We start from the raw sequence: 18,559 nt of genomic DNA, 5'->3' as shown, positions 1-18,559 counted from the left end.
CGTACTCCTAACGGGAAATGGAGCGCTCCCATTTCCCGCTATAAGTACGAAACGGGTTTTGGCGTACCTGGGGGACGCGGGGGCTAGGGGCGGCGGGTGGGTTTCTTGTCGAGTGCGGCGAAGACCTCGCGGAGGGCGTCGGTGGCCGCCTTGAGGGTGTCCTCGGGGAGCGCGGCGAAGACCTCGGCGTGGGCGGCGGAGTTGGCCAGGACGGCCGACTCGGCCAGCTCGCGGCCCGCCTCGGTGAGCACGATCAGCGTGCCGCGCCCGTCGTCGGGATCGCTCTCCCGGCGCACGAGCCCGCGCGAGGTCAGCCTGGTGATGATGTTGCTGGTGCCGCCGCTGGAGAGCAGCAGGGAGCGGCCGAGCTCGCTCGGCTTGAGCCGGTAGGGCGCCCCGGAGCGGCGCAGGCCGACCAGCACGTCGAACTCGGCGGTGGTCAGGCCCAGCTCCGGCAGCTCGCGGCGGGTCGCCGCGTCGAGGTCGCCCGCCAGCAGCAGCACCCGTTTGACCAGCTCCGATGTCGGTCCGAGCGCCTCGGGCAGCTCCGCCTGCCAGGACGCGATCAGCCGGTCGACCCTGTCGCTCACCCGGTCACGATATTCGACAACGAGATAGCTTTTTCGAAAGCTTTCTGTAAAGTACCTCGCCGTGCTCATCCAGAACGCGACCCTGATCGACACCTCCCCCGCGCCGGTGGTGCTGCGCGGCCACGACCTGCTCGTCGAGCACGGCCGCATCGCCGCGGTCGGCGTCGGCCTGCCCACGACGGGCCGAAGCGTGGTCGACGGCACCGACCGGATCGTGCTGCCCGGCTTCGTCGACACCCACCGGCACACGTGGCTGACCGCGCTGCGCGGCAGCACCGCCGACATGGGCCTCATGGCCTACCTGGACCTGGTGCTGGGCCGCATCGCGCCGAGGTACCACCCCGACGACGTCTTCGCCAGCACCCTCGCCGGTGCGATCGAGGCACTGGCCTCCGGCGTCACGACCGTGCAGGACTTCGCGCACATCGCCTACACCAAGGCACACGCGGACGCGTCGGTGTCAGCGCTGCGCGAATCCGGCATCCGCGCGGTTTTCGCCTACGGGCAGCCCGTTTTCGGCGAAGGCAGCGGCTCGGGCGCCGTTCGGGCCGTGCACGCGGAGCACTTCAGCGGCAGCACCGGGCTCGTCACGATGGCGCTCGCCGCGACCGGCCCGTCGTACTCGTCGATGGAGAACGTGCGCGCGGACTGGGCGCTGGCCGAGGAGCTGGGCCTGCGCGTCTACACCCACGTCGGCAGCGGTCCGGTCGCCGAACACCCCGTCGACGCCCTCCGCCAAGCGGGCCTGCTCAGCTCGGAGATCACGTTCGCGCACGGGAACTCGTTGGCGGACAGCGAACTCGCGCTCATCTCCACCGCGCGCGCTGCCGTCTCAATCTGCCCCGCTGTCGAGGCGCGGATGGGCCACGGCGCCCCCATGGCCGACCGCCTCGCCGCGCACGGGGTCACCACCGGGCTCGGCGTCGACGTCGTCACCACGGTCGCGGGCGACATGTTCTCGCTGATGCGCGCGACCCTCCAGACCAGCTCCCTCAGCGCGGCCGACGTGCTCCGACTGTCCACTGTGGAGGGAGCGGCGGCGTTGGGCATGGCCGAGCGGATCGGCTCGCTCAGCGTCGGCAAGCAGGCCGACCTCGTGGTGCTGCGCGCGACCGACGCGAACCTCGTCGGCGGCGAGCACGACCTGATCGAAGCGGTGGTGACCTGCGGGCACCCCGGCAACATCGAGTCGGTCCTCGTCGCCGGAAAGCCCGCTCGCACCAAGGTTTCCGCCGACCTCGCGCAAGCATTACGACTTTCGGCGAAGCGTGTGCGCGGCTGAGGAAGTCATCAGTCGACCGGTGGACATCGGCCCTCCCGCGCGGAAATAACGTGAAGGGGCATTGCTCACCACGAGGGGGAAACAATGTCCACTAAGAGTTCGCTGGCACGGCGCATGGGGAACGTCGCCAAGGTGCTCGCGGTCGGGGGCGCGCTCGCCGGCACCCTGTTCGCCGCCGTTCCGGCGCAGGCGTCCGAGGAGGCCAGCCTGCCGACCCGCACCATCACGAAGGTCCATGCTGACGGCAAGATCACTACCAGCACGGAACCCGACTACGCCAAGGCGAAGAACACCACGCTCCAGGCCAAGGCCGTGTTCTCTTGCCCTGTCGACTTCCTCTGCCTGTACCAGCACGAGAACGGCGGCGGTGCGGCCTTCATCCTGGAGGACCCGGGCAGTGGCCGCAACGGGCACGACGACTTCTCCCGCATCGGCTGCGAGTCGTGCGGTGGCACGTTCAACGACCAGATGTCGTCGTTCGTCAACAAGACCAGCAAGACCTGGTGGTGGTACTTCGACAAGGACGGACGCGGCGAGCGCCACAACATGAACTGGACTGACAAGCCCTACAACCTGGTCCCCCGTGAGCACGACAAGGCATCATCGGTCTACTCCTGGGGCTGATCCGCCAAACGAATCCCCGCTTCGCGCTCACGGGCGCGGGGCGGGGTCTCAGCGTTCCTGGGCGGAGGGGCGCAGCAGCAGTTCGCAGACGGCGGCGTGCCTGGGCCGGGTGACGAGGTAAGAGACGGCGTCGGCGACGTCCTGGGGCTGGAGCCATTCGAACTCCGCGTTGCTGGCGTCGGTCAGCTCCGTGTCCACCGCGCCCGGCTCGACCAGGCCCACGCGCACGCGGCCGACCAGCTCCTTGCGGATGGAGTCGCTGAACGCGCCGACGGCGTGCTTGGTGGCGGCGTAGACGCTGTAGCCGGGCGCGGTGACCCGTCCGGCGACCGAGCTGACGGTGACCACGTCGGCGATCCCGCGCGGTCCTTCGGCGGCGGCGACCAGGTGCGGCAGCGCGGCGTGGGTGCAGGAGAGCACGGCGAGCAGGTTGATCTCCACGGTCTGCCGCCAGCGGTCGAGGTCGGCGTCCAGCGCGTGCTCGACGAAGCCGATCCCGGCGTTGTTGACCAGGATGTCCAGCCGCCCGGTCGCCTTCACCGCCTCGGTCACCGCGGCGGTCGCCTGGTCGCGGTCGGTGAGGTCGGCGGGCACGGCGAAGGCCCGGCCGCCCTTGCCCTCGATCTCGGCGACCACACGCGCCAGCCGCTCGCGGCGCCGGGCGACGACCACCACCGTGGCGCCGCGCTGGGCCAGGTCGTGGGCGACGGCCTCGCCGATGCCGCTGGAGGCGCCGGTGACCAGCGCGACGGTTCCGAACAGCTCCTTGGTGCTCACCCGTCGACGGTGTCACGAAAAGACGTTGCGCCACAAGCGGTGTAGGTTCGCCCGATGACTGGCAAGCGCGCCGAGAACCGCAGGCGCAACACCGACGCACTGGTGAGCGCGGCGCGCGGGCTGTTCACCGAGCACGGCTACGAGGCCGTCGGCATCGAGGCGATCGCCGAGGAGGCGGGCCTGACCACCGGCGCGATCTACTCGATCTTCGGCGCGAAGCACGGGCTGCTGCTGGCCGTGCTGGACGAGGTCTTCGACCAGTTGGGCGCGGCCGTGCTGCCGTTGCGGCAGGACTCCGGGCTCAGCGCCGAGGAGGTGCTGGAGGGCTACGCGGCGGCCTACCGCGCCATCGTGTCCTCGTTGGACGGACAGCGGGTGCTCCGGCTCGAACTGGAAGCGCTCGCGCTGACCCTGCGCGACGAGCGGATGCGGGAGCGCGTCACCGAGCGGGACCTGACGCGGTCGGAGGACGTCGTGCACCTGCTGACCAACCGCCGCACCGACTCCGGACCGCTCGACGAGGAGCGGGCGCGACGGATGGCGGTGGCGCTGACCGCACTCATGCGGGGGCTGGCCCAGCAGCACGTCCTCAAGCCCGGCTCGGTCGAAGAGCGCGTGTGGACCTCCTCGGCGCGTGCGCTCACCCACGCATTGTGCTGAGCAGCGCGACGAACACGGAAGCTCGCGGAGGGTGGTGGCCGACCTTCCGGGCCAGGCGTGCCGCGCGGTCCGGGTCCACAGGAACCATGCGCAGGAGGACGTCCGCGACCTCCCAGCTCGGAAGGCCCTCGCGCACAACGTCCTCGGCGAGCGCGGGGTCGACGGCGGCGATCTCCTGCGCGGCCTCGGCGAGCAAACGCGTGCGCATCTCCTTGTCGGGAACGGATCGCGCGAGCTCCAGTCCTCGCGCGGGGTTCGTGGCCGCGATGGCGCCCGCGAGGCTGCCGCTCAGCCAGACGTCGCCGATCGAGGTTGCCAAGCGGTCCGCGCGCTCGGGCTCGCGGACCGCGACGGCCTTCAGCGCCGCCGACATCGACCACCGGTACTGCGTGCCGTCCGTCATCGCCTCGGCCATGCCGCGCGCTTCTCGGATCAGCCGATCGGCACGCGCGGGCTCGCGTCGCGCGGAGATCTCGGCGGTCTCCCCCAGCCAGACCACCCGGTGGTAGGCGTTGGTGGTGGCGCGGGCCAAGCGTTCGGCGTGAGCGAGGTCGACAGCGGCGATCGCCTTGATCAACCTGGGTCGCAGGCAGTCCCGGTCGTAGGGGGCGTGAACGCGAGCGAGGATCTGCTCCGCCTTGCGTGGCGAATACGCCACCATCGCCACGGCGACCATGAGCCGCTGCTCCGAGCCCGCCGCCCACGTGTCGTCGCCCATCTCTTCCGGTGACAAGGGCCGGGTAGCGGCCTTGTCCAGGGCTTTCTCGGCTCGGCGACGATCGAGGACGGCCAGGGCGGTGGCGAACTCGCCCGCGAAACAGGCGGTCTGCGCGGGAGTGTCGGCGAGCAGTCGCGCCTCCGCTTGGCGCAGCAGCCTCTCGGCGCGGCGCCGATCGGTGCGGTGCAGCGCGACGGCCATCCGCACCACACCCACCGCAGTGCGTGCCGACCACGACGTCGCGTTGTGCTCGACATCGGCGAACAGCGTGTTCGCCCGGCCGGGGTCGGTGCCGACGAGCTCGGCGGCCATGACGGCCAGCGCCGCGTGCCGGTGATCGGCCACGGGCAACGCGCGGGCGAAGCCCATGGCCCGGTCGGGGTCGATCGCGATCACCAGTTCGGCCGTGGGCAGGAGCACCTCTGCCCGTCTCAACCGCTGGTCGAAGAAGCCCGGCCTCTGGTGCGCCGCGACTGTGGCGGAGGTCAGGTCGTCGAGCAGCTTGATCGGGTCCACGACCACATCGTCATGGCGAGCATCCGCTTCGTCCAGCGCCCCTTGGTGTTAAAGGCGCTTCGCTGTGACGAGGGTGGTGCCGTGGACGGAGTCGACGTCCCGCCGCTCGATCTCGGTGAACCCGAGCTTGGCCAGCACTCGGCGGGACGTCGTGTTCCACTCCCGCACGGTGGCCGACAGGCGCTCGTGGCCGGACGATCTCGCCCGGTCGAGCACCGCTGTGGCGGCCTCGGTGGCGTAGCCCTGACCCCAGACCCGTTGCAGCAGCTCGAAGGCGAGTTCCCCGTCGACCAGCCCGCAGTAGCCGATGACGTCGTGCTCGGCCTTGCGCTCGATCGCGAACAAACCAGGTGACTTCCGGGCTCGGATCGCATCTTCGAGATCGGCGACCGTGGGGTGGCCGTCGGCGTCGATCCTGCGGTGCGGCGGCACGCGCGGATCGCGCTCGGTCCACAGCTCGCGCTGAACCACGGCGTCGGCCACCCGCCACGGTCTGAGCAGCAGTCGTTCCGTCTCCAGGACAACTTCACCGGTCACGATGACCAGCCTGCCAGGTGCAGGCGGGGACCGGCTGGCAGGCGCAAGGTCGGCGGCGGCGCGGAGGCGTCGGTGACGATGTCGTGCACCGAGGTCAGGGACGCGATGTGCGTGGCCTCGACGCGGCCGAGGGCACAGCGGTCGGCGAGCGCGACGACTCGCCGGGCGTGGTGGACGAGGGTGCGGATGAGGCTGGCCTGGTCGGGGTCGGCGGTGCTGAGGCCGTCGTGGTCGATGCCGCAGACGGACACCACGGCGATGTCGATCAGGCGGGCGCGGAGCGCGGCCTCGGCCACCTCGCCGACGCAGCCCTGCGCGGGGTCGCGGACGGCTCCGCCGGTGAGCACGACCTTGGCGCCGCCGCGGAGCGCGTGGACCGGGGTCAACGCGGTGGTGACGAGCGTGAGGCCACGGCGCCGAGCCAGCAGCGCGCGCACGGCGGCGGTCGCGGCTCCGCCGGTCGTGGCCACGGTCACCCGGCCGGGAGGCACCAGCACGGCGGCGCGTTCGGCCAAGCGGTGTCGCGCGGCGCTATGAAGGGTCGAGGCACCCATCCGCCATTCATAGCGTCGCGCGCCTCGCAAAGGTACAAACCATTGGCCTCGTCCGAACAGGCGACGCTAGGCTGGCGTCGTGACCGTGCTCGCGCGCCGATTTACCGGCCCCCTGACCCCGAACGGGCGTCCTGGGGCCAGCGTCGCCGCGCCGCGCTGACGGAGCCCTTCGCAGGAGCCCGCGGGTCAGGGGGAGTCGCCCACCCGCTCACTCCTCCCGGAAGAGGCCATCGTGCTCACCGCAGAACAGCTCGCCCGCGACCTCGCCGTTCGCGATCTCACCGACCCCGCAACGGGTTCGCACGCCGTCCAGCTCGTCCTGAACGACCTCGTCGACGCGCTCGCCCGCCGCTGGGGCTGCGAAGTCCGTTGGTGCAGAAGCGATCGCGTGGTCAGCATCGCCGACAACTACGACAACCTCGGCTACGACTCAGCCGCGGTGACCCGCGACGCGCGCTACACCCGTTACGTGGACGCGAATCGCATGCTGCGCAGTCATTCCAGCGCGATGGTCCCGGCGGCACTGCGCGCGCTCGCCGCCGATCCCGTCGACGACGTGCTGTTGGTGTGCCCGGGCATCGTCTACCGCCGCGATTCGATCGACCGACTGCACACCGGGACCCCGCACCAGCTCGACCTGTGGCGGATCAGCCGGAAACCGTTGGGACGGCTGGAGGACATGATCGCGGCGTTGGTCGGCGACGCCGAGCACCGCGTCGCCCCCCGCGTCCATCCGTACACAGTGGACGGTCTTCAGGTGGACCTCCGCCACGGCGACGAGTGGGTGGAGATCGGCGAATGCGGCCTGGCGCACCCCGACGTGCTGGCGCGAGCTGGACTGGACGCGCCGTGGAGCGGACTGGCGATGGGCCTCGGGCTCGACCGAATCCTCATGCTGCGCAAGGGAATCCCGGACATCCGCATCCTGCGCTCCGACGATCCGCAGCTGCTGGACCTGCTCCCCTACCGCCCGGTCTCCACGATGCCGCCGATCACGCGGGACCTCTCCGTGGCCGTGGCGGCCGACGACCTGGCCGAGGACCTGGGCGACCGGGTGCGCGACGCGGTGGGCGAGGACTGCGTGGAGTCGGTGGAGATCATGTCCGAGACGCCCTGCGCGCTACTGCCCCCGCGAGCGCGGGAACGGCTCGGAGCACGGGAAGAACAGAAGAATCTTCTCGTCCGGATCGTGTTGCGACGGCTGGACCGCACGCTCTCCGACGCCGAGGCGAACGAGCTGCGGGACCGGGTCTACGCCGCCGTGCACTGCGGCAGCGCGCACCAGTGGGCCTTGGGCCGGAGATCTTAGGCGCGCGCCCGGCCCGCGCCGCGCCGGGACACGGCCACGGTAACCGGTTCGAGTGAGCAACTCTGCGTGACGATCGGAATGGGGTGATGCTGACCTTCCGCGTACCCTGACGACCGACGGGAGTGCAGATGGCGGTCTCGACGCGAATTTTACTCACAGCAGCGCTGCTGGCGTCCGCGACGCTCAGTAGTCCTGCGGCCCTGGCCGAGCCGGTACTCGGCGACACCCCGATGGGGTCGCAGATCGCCAAGCACGAGGGTGTGGCGGAGGGGACCGGGCGCGACTTCGGTCCCCCCGTCGACCCGGCGACCGGCGTGGCCGTTCCCGGCATCGACGTCAGCCGCTGGCAGGGCGACGTGGACTGGCACCTGCACTGGAACAACGGGGTGCGCTTCGCCTACGTCAAGGCGACCGAGGGCACCGGCTACGTCAACCCGCACTTCGGCCAGCAGTACAACGGCTCGTTCAACGTCGGGATGATCCGCGGCTCGTACCACTTCGCGCTGCCGGACCGCTCCTCCGGCGCCGACCAGGCGAACTACTTCGTCAACAACGGCGGCGGCTGGTCGCGCGACGGCAAGACGCTGCCCGGAGCGCTGGACATCGAGTACAACCCGTACAGCGAGAACAAGTGCTACGGGCTGGACCAGCCGACGATGACGCGGTGGCTCAAGGACTTCTCCGACACCTACCACCACCGCACGGGCCGCTGGCCGGTGATCTACACCAGCACCAGTTGGTGGGCCATGTGCACCGGGTGGCACGCGGGCGACTTCAGCAACAACAACCCGCTGTGGGTCGCGCGCTACGCCGCCGCCACCGGGACCCTGCCGCACGCGTGGCGGGTCTACACCATCTGGCAGTACTCGTCGACGCCGATCGACCAGAACTCCTTCAACGGCGGCTACGACAGGCTGATCGCGCTGGCCATGGGGTAGACGGGGCCTAGTCCGTCCACAGTGGACGGGGCTCGGGCAGGGACCGGAACAACAGCCAGGCCAGCGCGGGCATGACGATCAGCGGGGTCAGCGCGAGCTGGAGCGAGGCGGCGTCGGCGAGGCTCCCGATGAGGGGGCCCGCGACGCCGCCGACGCTCACGGTCAGCCCGAGCGTGACACCGCCCGCCGTGCCGACCCGGCTGGGCAGGTAGTCCTGGCCGAGGGTGACCTGCAACGAGAACGGCACGTAGAGGCCGACCGAGGTCAGCGCGACGAACGCGTAGAGGGCCGGCCCCGGCACGAACACCACACCCGCCACCGCCACGACGGCCAGCAGGTAGGACCACCGCGCGACGGTGACGCGGTCCCACCGGTCGGCGAGCCTGCTGCCGAGCACGGTGCCGACCGCTCCGCCCAGGTACAGCACGAACAGCGCCACGGCTCCCCCGGTCGCGCCGAAACCCGTGCGCTGCTGGGCGTAGAGCGAGATGAACGTGCTCAGCCCGATGAACGCAACCGAACGGCACGACACCGCCAGCGCGAGCCGCACGAACGACGCGACGTCATCAGGCCCGGCCGAAGCGGCTCCGGAGCCCGTCGTGACCGGTCCGCTCAGCGCGCGCAGCACGGGCAGGCACAGCACGCTGCCGACCAGTGCGGGCACCACGAGCAGCGGTGACAGCCGCAGACCTCCCGGAGCCACGACGGCGGCGACCATGAGCGGCGCGAGGGCGAAGCCGATGTTGCCGCCGAGGGAGAACCAGCCCATCGCGGTGTGGCTCCCCCGCGCGGCGACGCGGGCGAGGCGCGCGGACTCCGGGTGGTAGGCGGCGACGCCGATCCCCGACACCGCCACGAAGAACAGCGTCCACGCGTACGAGCCGCCGACCCCGCTCAGCGCGATCCCCACCCCACCGAGGAGCGTGCTCACCGGCAGCAGCCACGGCATCGGCCAGCGATCGGTCAGGACGCCGAACAGCGGCTGGGCCACCGACGACAGCAGCGACGCGGCGAGCACGACGCCGGAGACCGCGGCGTAGGTGTAGGCGCGCTCGGCGACGAAGAACGGGACGAGCGCGGCGACGGAGCCCTGGTAGACGTCCACGCACGCGTGTCCAACGGCGAGCAGCACGACGGTGTTGTTCTTCCGCACAGCAGTCAGCTCAGCACCCCGGCGCGGTGGCGCGCTTTCGATAAACTGCCAAACAATGACGCAAACCCGCCACATGCCGGTCGCGCCGACCCGGGCGCGGCGGCTGGCGTCCAGGGCCACCATCGACGCGCACCGCCACGACGACCACCAGATCATCTACGCGGCGCGCGGAGTCCTGGCGATCACGACGGACGCGGGCTCGTGGATCACTCCGGCCAACCGCGCGATCTGGGTACCCGCGGGAACCGCGCACGCGCACGAGGCGCACGGGGAACTCGAACTGCACCTGATCGGCTTGCCCGCCAAGGTGAATCCACTGCGACTCACCGAGCCGACCGTGCTCAGCGTGAACCCGTTGCTGCGCGAGCTGATCCTGGTCTACACCCGCGCGCCGCACGAGAACAGCCCGGAGCGCCGCCGGCTCCGCGCGGTGCTGCTCGACCAGGTGCGCCTCTCGCCGCAGGAGCCGGTGCGCCTGCCCGCTCCGACAGATCCCCGGCTGCGCGCGCTGCGCGAGATCCTGCGCGCCGATCCGGCCGACGGCCGCACGCTGGCCGAACTGGGCAAGGAGGTCGGCGCGAGCGACCGCACGCTGGCTCGGCTGTGCAGGGCCGACCTCGGCCTCACGTTCCCGCAGTGGCGCACACAGATGCGCTTGCACCACGCCCTCGTGCTGCTGGCCGAGGACACGCCGGTCACCAGCGTCGCGCACGCGTGCGGGTGGTCCTCGGCCAGCGCGTTCATCGACGTGTTCCGGCGAGCCTTCGGCCGCACACCTACAGCATTTCTCGCAGGGCGTCCTCCGTCGGCGTCGGCGTGATCCCGAACGCCTGCTCCGCCGCCGAGGAGTCGACGACGAACGGTCGCTGCAACTGGTACTGCACCTCAACCATCTCGCGTGCCGCGGGGGTGAAGAACCCGGCCAGGCGGAGTGCGATCGCGGGCATCCTCGCGATGCGCGCGGCGGGTGCTCCGGCGAGCTTCGCGGTGCGAACGGCGAGCTCGCGCATGGAGACCGGCGGCGGCGTCGGGGCGTGCCACGGGCGCCCCCAAGCCTTCTCGTCGGCAGCGACCGCGATCAGCGTCCGGGCGACGTCGCCGACGTAGGTCCAGCTGTGCGGCGCGTCCAGATCAGCCGGGACCGAGGCGCGCCGCCCCGCGACGACCTTGGGCAGCACCACGGCGCTGAACGGTGACAGCGTGTTCGCGCCCAGGAAGTCCGAGCCGCGCACCTCGGCCGTGCGGATGCGCCCCGCTTCGTGCGCGGTCAGCTGCTGAGCCCACAGCTCAGCGCGGATCTGCCCCTTGACCGAGTTCGGCCGCACCGGCAGGTCCTCGGTCATCGGCGCGTCGACCTGGCCGTAGCCGTAGAGGTTGCCGGTCGTGAGCAGCACCGCGCCCGTGGCCTCGGCGGCCCGCACCAGCGCGACGACCAACGGCGGCCAGTCCGTGGGCCAGCGGTGGTAGGCCGGGCCAGCGCAGTTGTAGATCGCCACAGCGCTTTTCGCTTGCCGCGCAAGAGCTTCAGCATCGGTAGCGTCCGTTAGCACGCGCTCGATCCGCGCGTGCTCGGGCCCGCCGCCGCGCCGCGTGAGCAGGCGGACGTCCTCGCCCGCGTCGGCGAGCTGTCGAGCTACCGCCGAGCCGACCGCTCCGGCCCCGACGATCACATGAAGTGGCATGTGCGCCACCGTAGTTGTTTGGAGCTGTTCACCAGGGGAATTCCGTGCCCGGGAGGTGAACGCCATGCCTGGTAGGGAAGCACTGCCCTCGACCTTGAAGCGTTCGTCCAAGAAGGCCCAGCGCACATGGGTCAAGGCGCACGACTCCGCCGTGGACAGCTACGGCGAGGGTGAGCGCTCGCACCGCGTCGCGTTCGCGGCACTGAAGCACACCCACGAGAAGGTCGGCGACCATTGGGAAGCCAAGGACCACAAGGGACGTTCTGACGAACGGGACAACACTGCGGGTGGTGTGGACACCAACGCCACCAAGCAACACCTGTACGAGCAGGCGAAGAAGCTCGGCGTGCCGGGGCGCTCCAGGATGACCAAGGACGAGTTGGTCGAGGCCTTGCAGAAGGCCAACGACCGCGAGACCGCGCGAGCCCGGTAGCCCGCGCGGTCCCCAGTCGTCAGAACGGAGTCAGGATCACCCTGGCGGAGCGCGGGTTGCCGTCGTGCACCAGCGACTCGAAGTGGCCGACGTCGTCGAAGGCGAAGCCGTAGGCCTTACCGTCCACCATGTTCGCGTGGATGATCTTCGAGTAGTGGTCGGTGATCGCGCGGGTGTAGAACTCCGAGGCGTTCACCGTGGGCTGGGTGTGCAGGAAGCCCAGGGTGGAGCGGTGCAGCGCCGCGCAGAGGGTGCGAGCGATCGCGCCGATGTCGTTGTTCGGCGCGGCCAAGCGACCGTCGCAGCCGAAGATGTCCTTGGAGGTCGGCTGCTGGAAGGACGCTACGCGCGCACCGGCGGAGTTGGTGAAGTGCATGACGCCGCCGCCGTCGGTGCGGCCGATGAACCTCCGGCCCGGCTCGTTCTCGTAGGGCACCACGGTCAGATCGGTGTTGCGGTAGGTGTTCCAGGCGCTCTGCGTGTAGCTGTCGAAGTAGTTCGCGCCGAAGATCCCGGACTCGATGCCCAGCCTCGGCGCCAGCACACGGACCCGCGTGCCGTCAGGACGGGTGTGAATGAGCCTGCCCCAGTCACCGCTCTGGTTGCGCAGGCCGTCGAGAATCTTGTTGCGGCCCCCTGAAACCAGCTCGCCGGTCTTCTTCACCTGGCCGTCGCTCGCGGTCACCTCGACGGCGTGCGGCACGCTGAACATGTCCACCTGCGAGGAGTTCAGCCACAGGCCGCCGTTGTTGTAGGTGAACTCGCTCCAGTCGAAGAGGATGTTGCGGTTGGGGTCGCTGGGGTTCCACGGCGCGGGCTGCACGAGGCCGTCCGGGGTCAGGAAGAACTTCAGCTTCTCCCCGAACGACATGTACAGCCGCCCGCCCGCGAGGTTGATCGGGATGTTGAGCGTCTTCGACCCGCCCTGGCCGGGTCCGGCGATCGACACGTCCGGCGCGGGCACCGGCGGGTTCCCGCCCCCGGACCACGGGGTGAACGCGCCCGCCGCGTTGACGTGGCCGAGGCGGCCGTTGAAGACACCGAAGACGTAGAGGTGGACCTGGTCGGCGCGGCCGGAGTTGTTGGTCACGGTCAGCGGCAGCAGGCTCGGCGCGGCCTGGGCCGGGACCGCGGTCAGGCCGAGCAGGACCGCGATCGCCGCCAGCCACGAGAACAGTCTCGTTCGCAAGGGTCACTCCTCGTTGAGTGAGGGGTCGAGCAGACGAGGCGGCAGCTCCCGCCCGATGCGAGAGCGCTCTCATCGTGACCGCGCGCCACTCCCCCTGTCAACGTCCGAAGGTCGTTCAGAGACCCGCCCTCCGGCGCTCGTCGGCTGTCAGCGGCGGTTCGGTCAGCGGCGGGTCGATCGGCCCGCGCAGCACGTCGAGCAGCACGCCGGGCGCCATCAGCGAACTCATCGGCTTCGCCAGCATGAAGGCGCCGACCATCGCGTCGTAGACCCGCTTCCGGCTGACCGCAGTCCTGTTCATCCGGTCGACGAAGGCGCGGCGCGCGAGGTCGCGGCGGGTCGGGCTCGCTCCTCGAACGCCCGGGAAGTGCACGTCCTGCCCGGCGGCCATCTCCCACGCTCCGACACCGATCCCGCAGATCGAGCGCTGGGCCTGCCGCGTCGATCCCCCGGCGGCGAGCACCGAGCGCAGCACGTGCGCGCCGTGCGCGGCGACGGACATCCCGTGCCCGTACACCGGGTTGAACGCGGCGACCGAATCTCCCAGTGCCACAAAGCCTTCCGGCAGTTCCACCTCGTCGTAGCGGTGGCGCTGGTTCGCCGTCGACCGGCTCGCGCAGACCTCCGTGAGCGGTTCGGCGTGCTCGATCAGCTCGCCCAGGATCGGGTGGCGCGGGCCGGAGCGCACGAAATCGGTGTAACCGTCCACTGTGGTCGGTGGCTCGCCACCCCGGGTGCCGGAGACCGTGACGATCCAGCGCCCGCCTTCGATCGGCTGCACCGCCCCACCCCTGCCCGGCCCCTCTCCCCGCGAGTCGGCCTGCATGGTGATCACCGGGAAGTCGCGGCGCGCGGCGGCTGGAGCTTGGAAAATCCTTGTGGCGTAAGCGACTCCCGAGTCGATCACCTCGGTCCGGACGTCACCCGCGCCCAGCTCGGCGAGCCACTTCGGTGCCCGTGTCCCCCGTCCCGCGGCGTCCACGACGAGATCGGCTTCGATGACGCCGTCCGGCCCGTGCACTCCGCGAACCCGCTTCGCGTCGCCGATCAGCTCGGTCACCGGGCTCTCGTCGCGGACGTGCACGCGCGGGTCCCGCGTCACCAGGTCGCGCGCGACCCAGTCGATCAGCGGCCGTGAGGCCCCGACCAGGAACTGCGTTCCGGACCGCCTCGGCATCCATCCCGCCGTGGTCATCGCGACGAGGTCACCTGGGGCGTTGAGCTCGTGCGCTCCCTCCGCGTAGACGCGCGCCAGGAAGCCCGGAACCAGCGCGTCGATCACGCGCGCGCCGCCGGAGAGCAGCAGGTGCGCGTGCTTGGCCTGCGGCACGCCCCTGCGCAGCTCGGCGCCTGCTGGAAGCACATCTCGTTCCAGGACAACGACTTCGTCGAAGCAACTGCTCAGGGCCGCCGCCGCGAGCATGCCCGCGAGTCCGCCACCGATCACTACCGCGCGCGTGCTCATCGCGCCGATCGTGCCGGACTTCCGCGCGATTCGACTGCGCCCGCGCAGATCAGTTCAGCGCTTCCACCACTTCGTGGGTGCTGAGCCTGCGCTCGCTGACGTAGTAGAGCGTCGCGCCCGCTGACAGATGTGAAGCCCAGTTCGGGTTGACCACGAGCGCTCCGCCCGCGTCCCTGACCGCCAGCACGAGCACGCCGTGCTTGCGCCCCAACGCGGTCTGGCAGTGCTCGACCGACACGGCGCCCACGGAGTCGGGCAAGCGCACAGAATAGGTGTTCGCGCCGCCGTGGGTCATCAGGTCCGCGTAGACCTCTGCGATGCCGGGCGAGGTCAACTCTTCGGTGATCATGCGCGGCGTGTGCCACGGCACGCAGTGGATCTCCGCGTCCACGTAGTGCAGCAGCGTCGCGCGCTCCATGTCCCGCAAGGCGACCACCACGTGCGCCCCGGTGTTCAGGTGATCGACTCCAACCGCGATCGACAGGGCTTCGTTGTCGTCGCGGGCGTCGACGAGCACGGCCGCCGCGCGGTGCACCCCGGCTCTGCGCAGCACGTCCTCGTCGGTCAGCTCGCCGCGCACGAAGTCGATGTCCTGCGCGGGCATCGGGTGCGTGGCGACCTCGTCCCAGGCGCACAGCACGATGCGGTGCGAGCCCTCGGCTTCGGCGAGCAGCTGCGCGATGATGCGCTCGGTCCGTCCGGGCTCGTAGCCGAGGACGACGATGTGCCCGGAGGCGGTGACGGTGTTCGTGCCCTGCATGCGGCGTCCCCTCGATCGCTCCAGCACCGACGTGAGCTTGGTGAAGACCGTCGTCAGCGCGGCGATCCCGCCGACGATCACGTAGGCGCCGACCACGTGGCCGAACCCGGTCTTCGGGTAGAGGTCGCCGTAGCCGACCGTGGCCGCCGTGACCACGAAGTACCACCAGTAGTTGGCGGGCTGGACCAGCTCGCTGTCGGCGGGTTCGGCGAGCGCCATCAACGGCCAGCTGGTCGTGAAGACGAACGCGATCACCACGACGGGCGTCAGCCAGCTGCTGAGCACGGCGAAGCGCGCGAGGAGTCTGGTCAGGAACAGCGGCACGCGGACACGCTAGGAGCGTCCTGTGCTTGATCGCCAGCGGAAACGGCTCAGGTGAGCCGCTTCGTCATCAGGATGTTCACCTCGCCGTAGCCGAGCTTCGCGTAGAGCGAGCGCGCGACCACGTTGTGACCGTGCACGTTGAGCTTGATCGCGTCGACGCCGAGCGCGCCCGCTTCAGCCTCGGCGGCGCGCATGATCGCCTCGCCGTAGCCCTTGCCGCGCGCGCCCTCGTCGACGCGGACGTCGTAGATGTAGGCGAAGCGGCCGGTGCGCTCGTCGCGTTCGGCGATCCAGAGCGTGCCGACGACGGTGTCCTCGTCGCGGGCGGTGAAGAAGTGGTGTCCCGGTGTGGCGGGGCCGTCCGGGAGGAGTTCCGCGTACTCGGCTTCGGCCAGGCCCTGGGCGCGCTCGGCTCCCCAGTTGCCGGCTTCGACGTTGATCGCGGCGTAGTTCTCGATCGCGCGGCGGTGGTACGGCTCGTGCTCCGCCTCGGTCATCGGGTGGAGCCGGACCCCGTCTTGTGCACCGGACATGCTGTCCAGCCTACAAAACGGGGCCCGGCGCCAGCTCACCGTCGGGCGAGCGTGGCGATCTCGGTGGGGCTGAGGGCGCGGTCGAAGACGCGGACGTCGTCGACGGCTCCCTTCAGGTGGTCGACCTGGTTGCCGCCGTACTGGCCCCGGCCGATCACGGTGTTGCCGGTGGACTTCGCGACCATGCACGCGTTCTGCTCGGCGGCCTTGGCCCCGTCCACGTACAGCGACAGCGTGCCCGCCTTGGCATCGCGGACCCCGGTGAGGTGGTACCACTTCCCCACCTCCGGCTTGGTCGGCGACAGCGCGCGCAGGCCGACGAAGCTCATCGCCCAGCGCTGTTCCTGGCCGGAGTACTGGAGGAAGAAGGCGCTGTCCCGCCCGGTGTCCTGGCTGACCACGGTCTGGAACGCGCCCCCGGCCTCGTCGAGCTTGACCCACGCCGACACCGAGTAGCTGCTGGAGGTGTCGATCTGGGTGGTGCCCGTGTCGGCCTGGCCGGTGCCCGCGAAGGACACCGCGGCGCCGGTCACCCCGCCCGTCCAGGTCGCACCGGTCAGCGACGCGTGCGCCTTGCCGACCGCGTCGTTGGCCGTGGAGCCGTTGCCCTCGTCGAACTTGTAGGCGTGCACGCCGCTGAGCCCCGGCGTGCCCGGCCCGGGCTCGGGCTGTCCGCCCCCGCTGCCGTCCGCGCCCCGGATGACCTCCTCGTTGACCGCGCGTACCTGGCCGAAGTCCATCTTCTTCACCTGTCTGTCGTAGGTGAAGAAGCCGTTGACCTCGTGCTCCACGTCGGTGATCTGGGTGTAGATCGCCCCGCTGATGGCGCAGCCCCGCGCGGCGGCCAGCACGTCCTTCTGGTTCTGCACGTAGCGCTTGGTGAGGGTGTCCTTGTCCTTCACCATCTCGTAGGCGTGGCCCTCGCCGAACCACATGTGGCCTTCGACCTCGAGGCCGTAGCCGCCGTGCTCGCCGTCGATGGCGGTGCGGGTGGCGTCCGGCATCGGCTTGGCGGGCCCGGGGTAGGCGTGCCAGTCGAGCACCTGGCCCTTGCCGGAGTCGCCGAGGGAGTCGCAGCAGTTGACCCCGCTGTGCGCGTTCACCGGCCGCGACGGGTCCTGCGCGCGGACGGCGTCGGCGATGCGGCCGGTGGCCTCCCGGTTCCACTCGCCCCAGCCCTCGTTGAACGGCACCCAGCCGATCACGGAGGTCCAGTTCTTCTTCTGCCGCACCAGTTCCTGGAGCTCGCGCTCGAACTGCTGCTGCGCGTCCACGGGCGGACGGCCGCCGGTCTTCATGGACGGCATGTCCTGCCACACGAGCAGGCCGAGCTTGTCGGCGTGGTGGTACCAGCGGTCGGGCTCGGTCTTGATGTGCTTGCGCACCGTGTTGAAGCCGAGCACCTTGTGCTGTTCGAGGTCGAAGCGCAGCGCGGCGTCCGTGGGCGCGGTGTAGATGCCGTCGGGCCAGTAACCCTGGTCGAGCGTGGACATCTGGAAGAGGATCTTCCCGTTGAGGGTCAGCCTGAGCTTGCCGTCCTTGCCGCGCGTGCTGCCGATCTCGCGCATCCCGAAGTAGGAGGAGACGCGGTCGACGGGCCTGCCACGGTCCTTGACCACGACGTCGAGGTCGTAGAGGAACGGTGTGTCGGGCGTCCAGAGCTTCGCTTGCGGTACTGGCAAACTCATCGGCTGGTCGGCCCGGCCCTCGGTCCTGCTGACCACCCTGCGGCCGTCGCGCACCACGGCTTCCACCGTGTGACCTGCGGCGGAGCCCCCGGTGCCGACCGTGAGCCGCAGGCTGCCGGAGCGCAGATCGGGCACCATGTCCAGCGTCTCGGCGCGGGCGGGAGCCACGGGCTCCATCCACACGGTCTGCCAGATGCCGGAGGCACCCTCGTAGAAGATGCCCCGGTCAGGAACGAGGCGCTGCTTGCCGACCGGCTGCCAGGTCGCGTCGGCGCGGTCCTCGACCCCGACGATCAGCTCCTGCGGACCGGAGGCGGTCAGCGCCGAGGTGACGTCGGCGGAGAACGCGCCGAAGCCGCCCTGGTGCGTGGCGACCTGCTTGCCGTTGACCCAGACCACGGCCTTGTAGTCGACCGCGCCGAAGTTCAGCTTCAGCCGGTTCTCGCCGACCTTCCAGCTGCGGGGAACGGTGAAGGTGCGGCGGTAGAACATGTTGTCCTCGTGCCGCTGGATGCCGGAGAGCGCCGACTCCGCGGGGTACGGGACCAGGATGCGCTCGGGGAGCGGCTTGCCGACCGGTGGCGCCTGCCCCGGCGCGGCGCCCGCGAACTCCCAGAGCCCGTTGAGGTTCTGCCAGTCCTTGCGGACGAGCTGGGGCCGCGGGTACTCGGGGAGGGCGTTGTTCGGTCCCACCTGGTGGGTCCACGGGGTGACCATGCGGGGCTTGGCCGGTGACCACTGCGGCGCGGCGGCCGTCGCCGCGGAGGTGGTCATCAGCAGGGCGGAGGCTAACGCGGCCGCGGTGGTCAGGAACCGCGGTACCGCTC

19 protein-coding genes are annotated in these 18,559 nt (G+C 70.6%); 7 read left to right on the top strand and 12 right to left on the bottom strand.

The features are described 5' to 3' along the window. Positions 1-83: 83 nt before the first annotated feature. Entirely contained in the window at positions 84-590 is a 507-nt protein-coding gene (locus tag CCN37_RS29200) for a MarR family winged helix-turn-helix transcriptional regulator (protein ID WP_210408262.1), read from the bottom strand. A gap of 61 nt (positions 591-651) precedes the next feature. Here CCN37_RS29200 and CCN37_RS29195 point away from each other — a divergent pair, with 61 nt between their 5' ends. Further along, entirely contained in the window at positions 652-1,872 is a 1,221-nt protein-coding gene (locus CCN37_RS29195) for an amidohydrolase family protein (protein WP_086826963.1), read from the top strand. A gap of 84 nt (positions 1,873-1,956) precedes the next feature. After that, on the top strand, positions 1,957-2,496 hold the full coding sequence (locus CCN37_RS29190; protein ID WP_086826961.1) for a peptidase inhibitor family I36 protein: 540 nt from the start codon (positions 1,957-1,959) through the stop codon (positions 2,494-2,496). Positions 2,497-2,544: 48 nt separating this feature from the next. Here CCN37_RS29190 and CCN37_RS29185 read toward each other — a convergent pair whose 3' ends face one another. Beyond that, positions 2,545-3,273, bottom strand: a complete 729-nt coding sequence (locus tag CCN37_RS29185) for an SDR family oxidoreductase (RefSeq protein ID WP_086826960.1) — start codon at positions 3,271-3,273, stop codon at positions 2,545-2,547. Between the two features lie 54 nt (positions 3,274-3,327). Between CCN37_RS29185 and CCN37_RS29180 the strand changes: the two genes are divergently transcribed. After that, positions 3,328-3,933 carry a TetR/AcrR family transcriptional regulator gene (locus CCN37_RS29180; RefSeq protein ID WP_086826958.1) on the top strand — a complete coding sequence of 202 codons (606 nt, stop codon included), beginning with the start codon at positions 3,328-3,330 and terminating at the stop codon, positions 3,931-3,933. On the opposite strand, the gene CCN37_RS29175 is transcribed toward CCN37_RS29180, so the two are convergent. From CCN37_RS29175 to CCN37_RS29165, 3 genes are read right to left on the bottom strand one after another with little or no spacing between them, the layout of a single operon-like run. Continuing rightward, positions 3,914-5,167, bottom strand: coding sequence for a hypothetical protein (locus CCN37_RS29175; protein ID WP_143261859.1), 1,254 nt, complete (start codon positions 5,165-5,167; stop codon positions 3,914-3,916). The two genes, CCN37_RS29180 and CCN37_RS29175, sit on opposite strands and share 20 nt — an antisense overlap. Positions 5,168-5,215: 48 nt before the next feature. Further along, complete coding sequence (locus tag CCN37_RS29170) at positions 5,216-5,704, bottom strand: GNAT family N-acetyltransferase (protein ID WP_086826954.1); 489 nt, start codon at positions 5,702-5,704, stop codon at positions 5,216-5,218. Next, the gene (locus CCN37_RS29165; protein ID WP_086826952.1) at positions 5,701-6,258 is read right to left on the bottom strand and encodes a hypothetical protein; all 558 of its coding nucleotides are present in this window, start codon (positions 6,256-6,258) and stop codon (positions 5,701-5,703) included. The genes CCN37_RS29170 and CCN37_RS29165 overlap by 4 nt, the downstream gene beginning before the upstream one ends. A gap of 232 nt (positions 6,259-6,490) precedes the next feature. Here CCN37_RS29165 and CCN37_RS29160 point away from each other — a divergent pair, with 232 nt between their 5' ends. Both CCN37_RS29160 and CCN37_RS29155 read left to right on the top strand, forming a co-directional pair. Beyond that, on the top strand, positions 6,491-7,567 hold the full coding sequence (locus CCN37_RS29160) for a hypothetical protein (RefSeq protein ID WP_246843379.1): 1,077 nt from the start codon (positions 6,491-6,493) through the stop codon (positions 7,565-7,567). Between the two features lie 128 nt (positions 7,568-7,695). After that, positions 7,696-8,505: a lysozyme gene (locus CCN37_RS29155; RefSeq protein WP_168200912.1), complete on the top strand. Its 810-nt coding sequence runs from the start codon at positions 7,696-7,698 to the stop codon at positions 8,503-8,505. Positions 8,506-8,512: 7 nt separating this feature from the next. On the opposite strand, the gene CCN37_RS29150 is transcribed toward CCN37_RS29155, so the two are convergent. Beyond that, positions 8,513-9,658: an MFS transporter gene (locus tag CCN37_RS29150; protein WP_086826946.1), complete on the bottom strand. Its 1,146-nt coding sequence runs from the start codon at positions 9,656-9,658 to the stop codon at positions 8,513-8,515. Between the two features lie 55 nt (positions 9,659-9,713). Here CCN37_RS29150 and CCN37_RS29145 point away from each other — a divergent pair, with 55 nt between their 5' ends. Continuing rightward, positions 9,714-10,478: a helix-turn-helix transcriptional regulator gene (locus CCN37_RS29145; protein WP_086826945.1), complete on the top strand. Its 765-nt coding sequence runs from the start codon at positions 9,714-9,716 to the stop codon at positions 10,476-10,478. Here CCN37_RS29145 and CCN37_RS29140 read toward each other — a convergent pair. Further along, entirely contained in the window at positions 10,435-11,340 is a 906-nt protein-coding gene (locus CCN37_RS29140) for an NAD-dependent epimerase/dehydratase family protein (RefSeq protein WP_086826943.1), read from the bottom strand. The genes CCN37_RS29145 and CCN37_RS29140 overlap by 44 nt on opposite strands. 64 nt (positions 11,341-11,404) lie before the next feature. On the opposite strand from CCN37_RS29140, the gene CCN37_RS29135 reads away from it, so the two are divergent. After that, positions 11,405-11,773: a ChaB family protein gene (locus CCN37_RS29135; protein ID WP_086826941.1), complete on the top strand. Its 369-nt coding sequence runs from the start codon at positions 11,405-11,407 to the stop codon at positions 11,771-11,773. Between the two features lie 19 nt (positions 11,774-11,792). On the opposite strand, the gene CCN37_RS29130 is transcribed toward CCN37_RS29135, so the two are convergent. From CCN37_RS29130 to CCN37_RS29110, 5 genes are all read right to left on the bottom strand, one after another. After that, entirely contained in the window at positions 11,793-12,962 is a 1,170-nt protein-coding gene (locus CCN37_RS29130) for a beta-1,3-glucanase family protein (RefSeq protein WP_086826939.1), read from the bottom strand. 115 nt (positions 12,963-13,077) lie between these two features. Then, positions 13,078-14,427, bottom strand: coding sequence for an NAD(P)/FAD-dependent oxidoreductase (locus tag CCN37_RS29125; RefSeq protein WP_086826937.1), 1,350 nt, complete (start codon positions 14,425-14,427; stop codon positions 13,078-13,080). A gap of 49 nt (positions 14,428-14,476) precedes the next feature. Further along, on the bottom strand, positions 14,477-15,511 hold the full coding sequence (locus CCN37_RS29120; RefSeq protein ID WP_086826934.1) for an NAD-binding protein: 1,035 nt from the start codon (positions 15,509-15,511) through the stop codon (positions 14,477-14,479). Between the two features lie 47 nt (positions 15,512-15,558). Beyond that, a complete protein-coding gene (locus CCN37_RS29115) occupies positions 15,559-16,044 on the bottom strand; it encodes a GNAT family N-acetyltransferase (protein ID WP_086826932.1) in 486 nt (161 codons plus the stop codon). A gap of 35 nt (positions 16,045-16,079) precedes the next feature. Next, positions 16,080-18,506 carry a LamG-like jellyroll fold domain-containing protein gene (locus CCN37_RS29110; protein WP_086826930.1) on the bottom strand — a complete coding sequence of 809 codons (2,427 nt, stop codon included), beginning with the start codon at positions 18,504-18,506 and terminating at the stop codon, positions 16,080-16,082. Positions 18,507-18,559: the final 53 nt, after the last annotated feature.

The sequence above is a fragment of the Allokutzneria sp. NRRL B-24872 genome (assembly GCF_002155965.1).
Lineage (GTDB): Bacteria > Actinomycetota > Actinomycetes > Mycobacteriales > Pseudonocardiaceae > Allokutzneria.
This window is presented reverse-complemented; position numbering and strand designations above follow the sequence as displayed.

Bases quoted from the DNA above. Each gene is read 5' to 3' on its own strand.
- CCN37_RS29190 (WP_086826961.1), top strand. From the start codon at position 1,957: ATGTCCACTAAGAGTTCGCTGGCACGGCGCATGGGGAACGTCGCCAAG.
- CCN37_RS29180 (WP_086826958.1), top strand. From the start codon at position 3,328: ATGACTGGCAAGCGCGCCGAGAACCGCAGGCGCAACACCGACGCACTG.
- CCN37_RS29165 (WP_086826952.1), bottom strand. From the start codon at position 6,258: ATGGGTGCCTCGACCCTTCATAGCGCCGCGCGACACCGCTTGGCCGAA.
- CCN37_RS29155 (WP_168200912.1), top strand. From the start codon at position 7,696: ATGGCGGTCTCGACGCGAATTTTACTCACAGCAGCGCTGCTGGCGTCC.
- CCN37_RS29145 (WP_086826945.1), top strand. From the start codon at position 9,714: ATGACGCAAACCCGCCACATGCCGGTCGCGCCGACCCGGGCGCGGCGG.
- CCN37_RS29140 (WP_086826943.1), bottom strand. From the start codon at position 11,340: ATGCCACTTCATGTGATCGTCGGGGCCGGAGCGGTCGGCTCGGCGGTA.
- CCN37_RS29135 (WP_086826941.1), top strand. From the start codon at position 11,405: ATGCCTGGTAGGGAAGCACTGCCCTCGACCTTGAAGCGTTCGTCCAAG.
- CCN37_RS29125 (WP_086826937.1), bottom strand. From the start codon at position 14,427: ATGAGCACGCGCGCGGTAGTGATCGGTGGCGGACTCGCGGGCATGCTC.
- CCN37_RS29115 (WP_086826932.1), bottom strand. From the start codon at position 16,044: ATGTCCGGTGCACAAGACGGGGTCCGGCTCCACCCGATGACCGAGGCG.
- CCN37_RS29110 (WP_086826930.1), bottom strand. From the start codon at position 18,506: ATGACCACCTCCGCGGCGACGGCCGCCGCGCCGCAGTGGTCACCGGCC.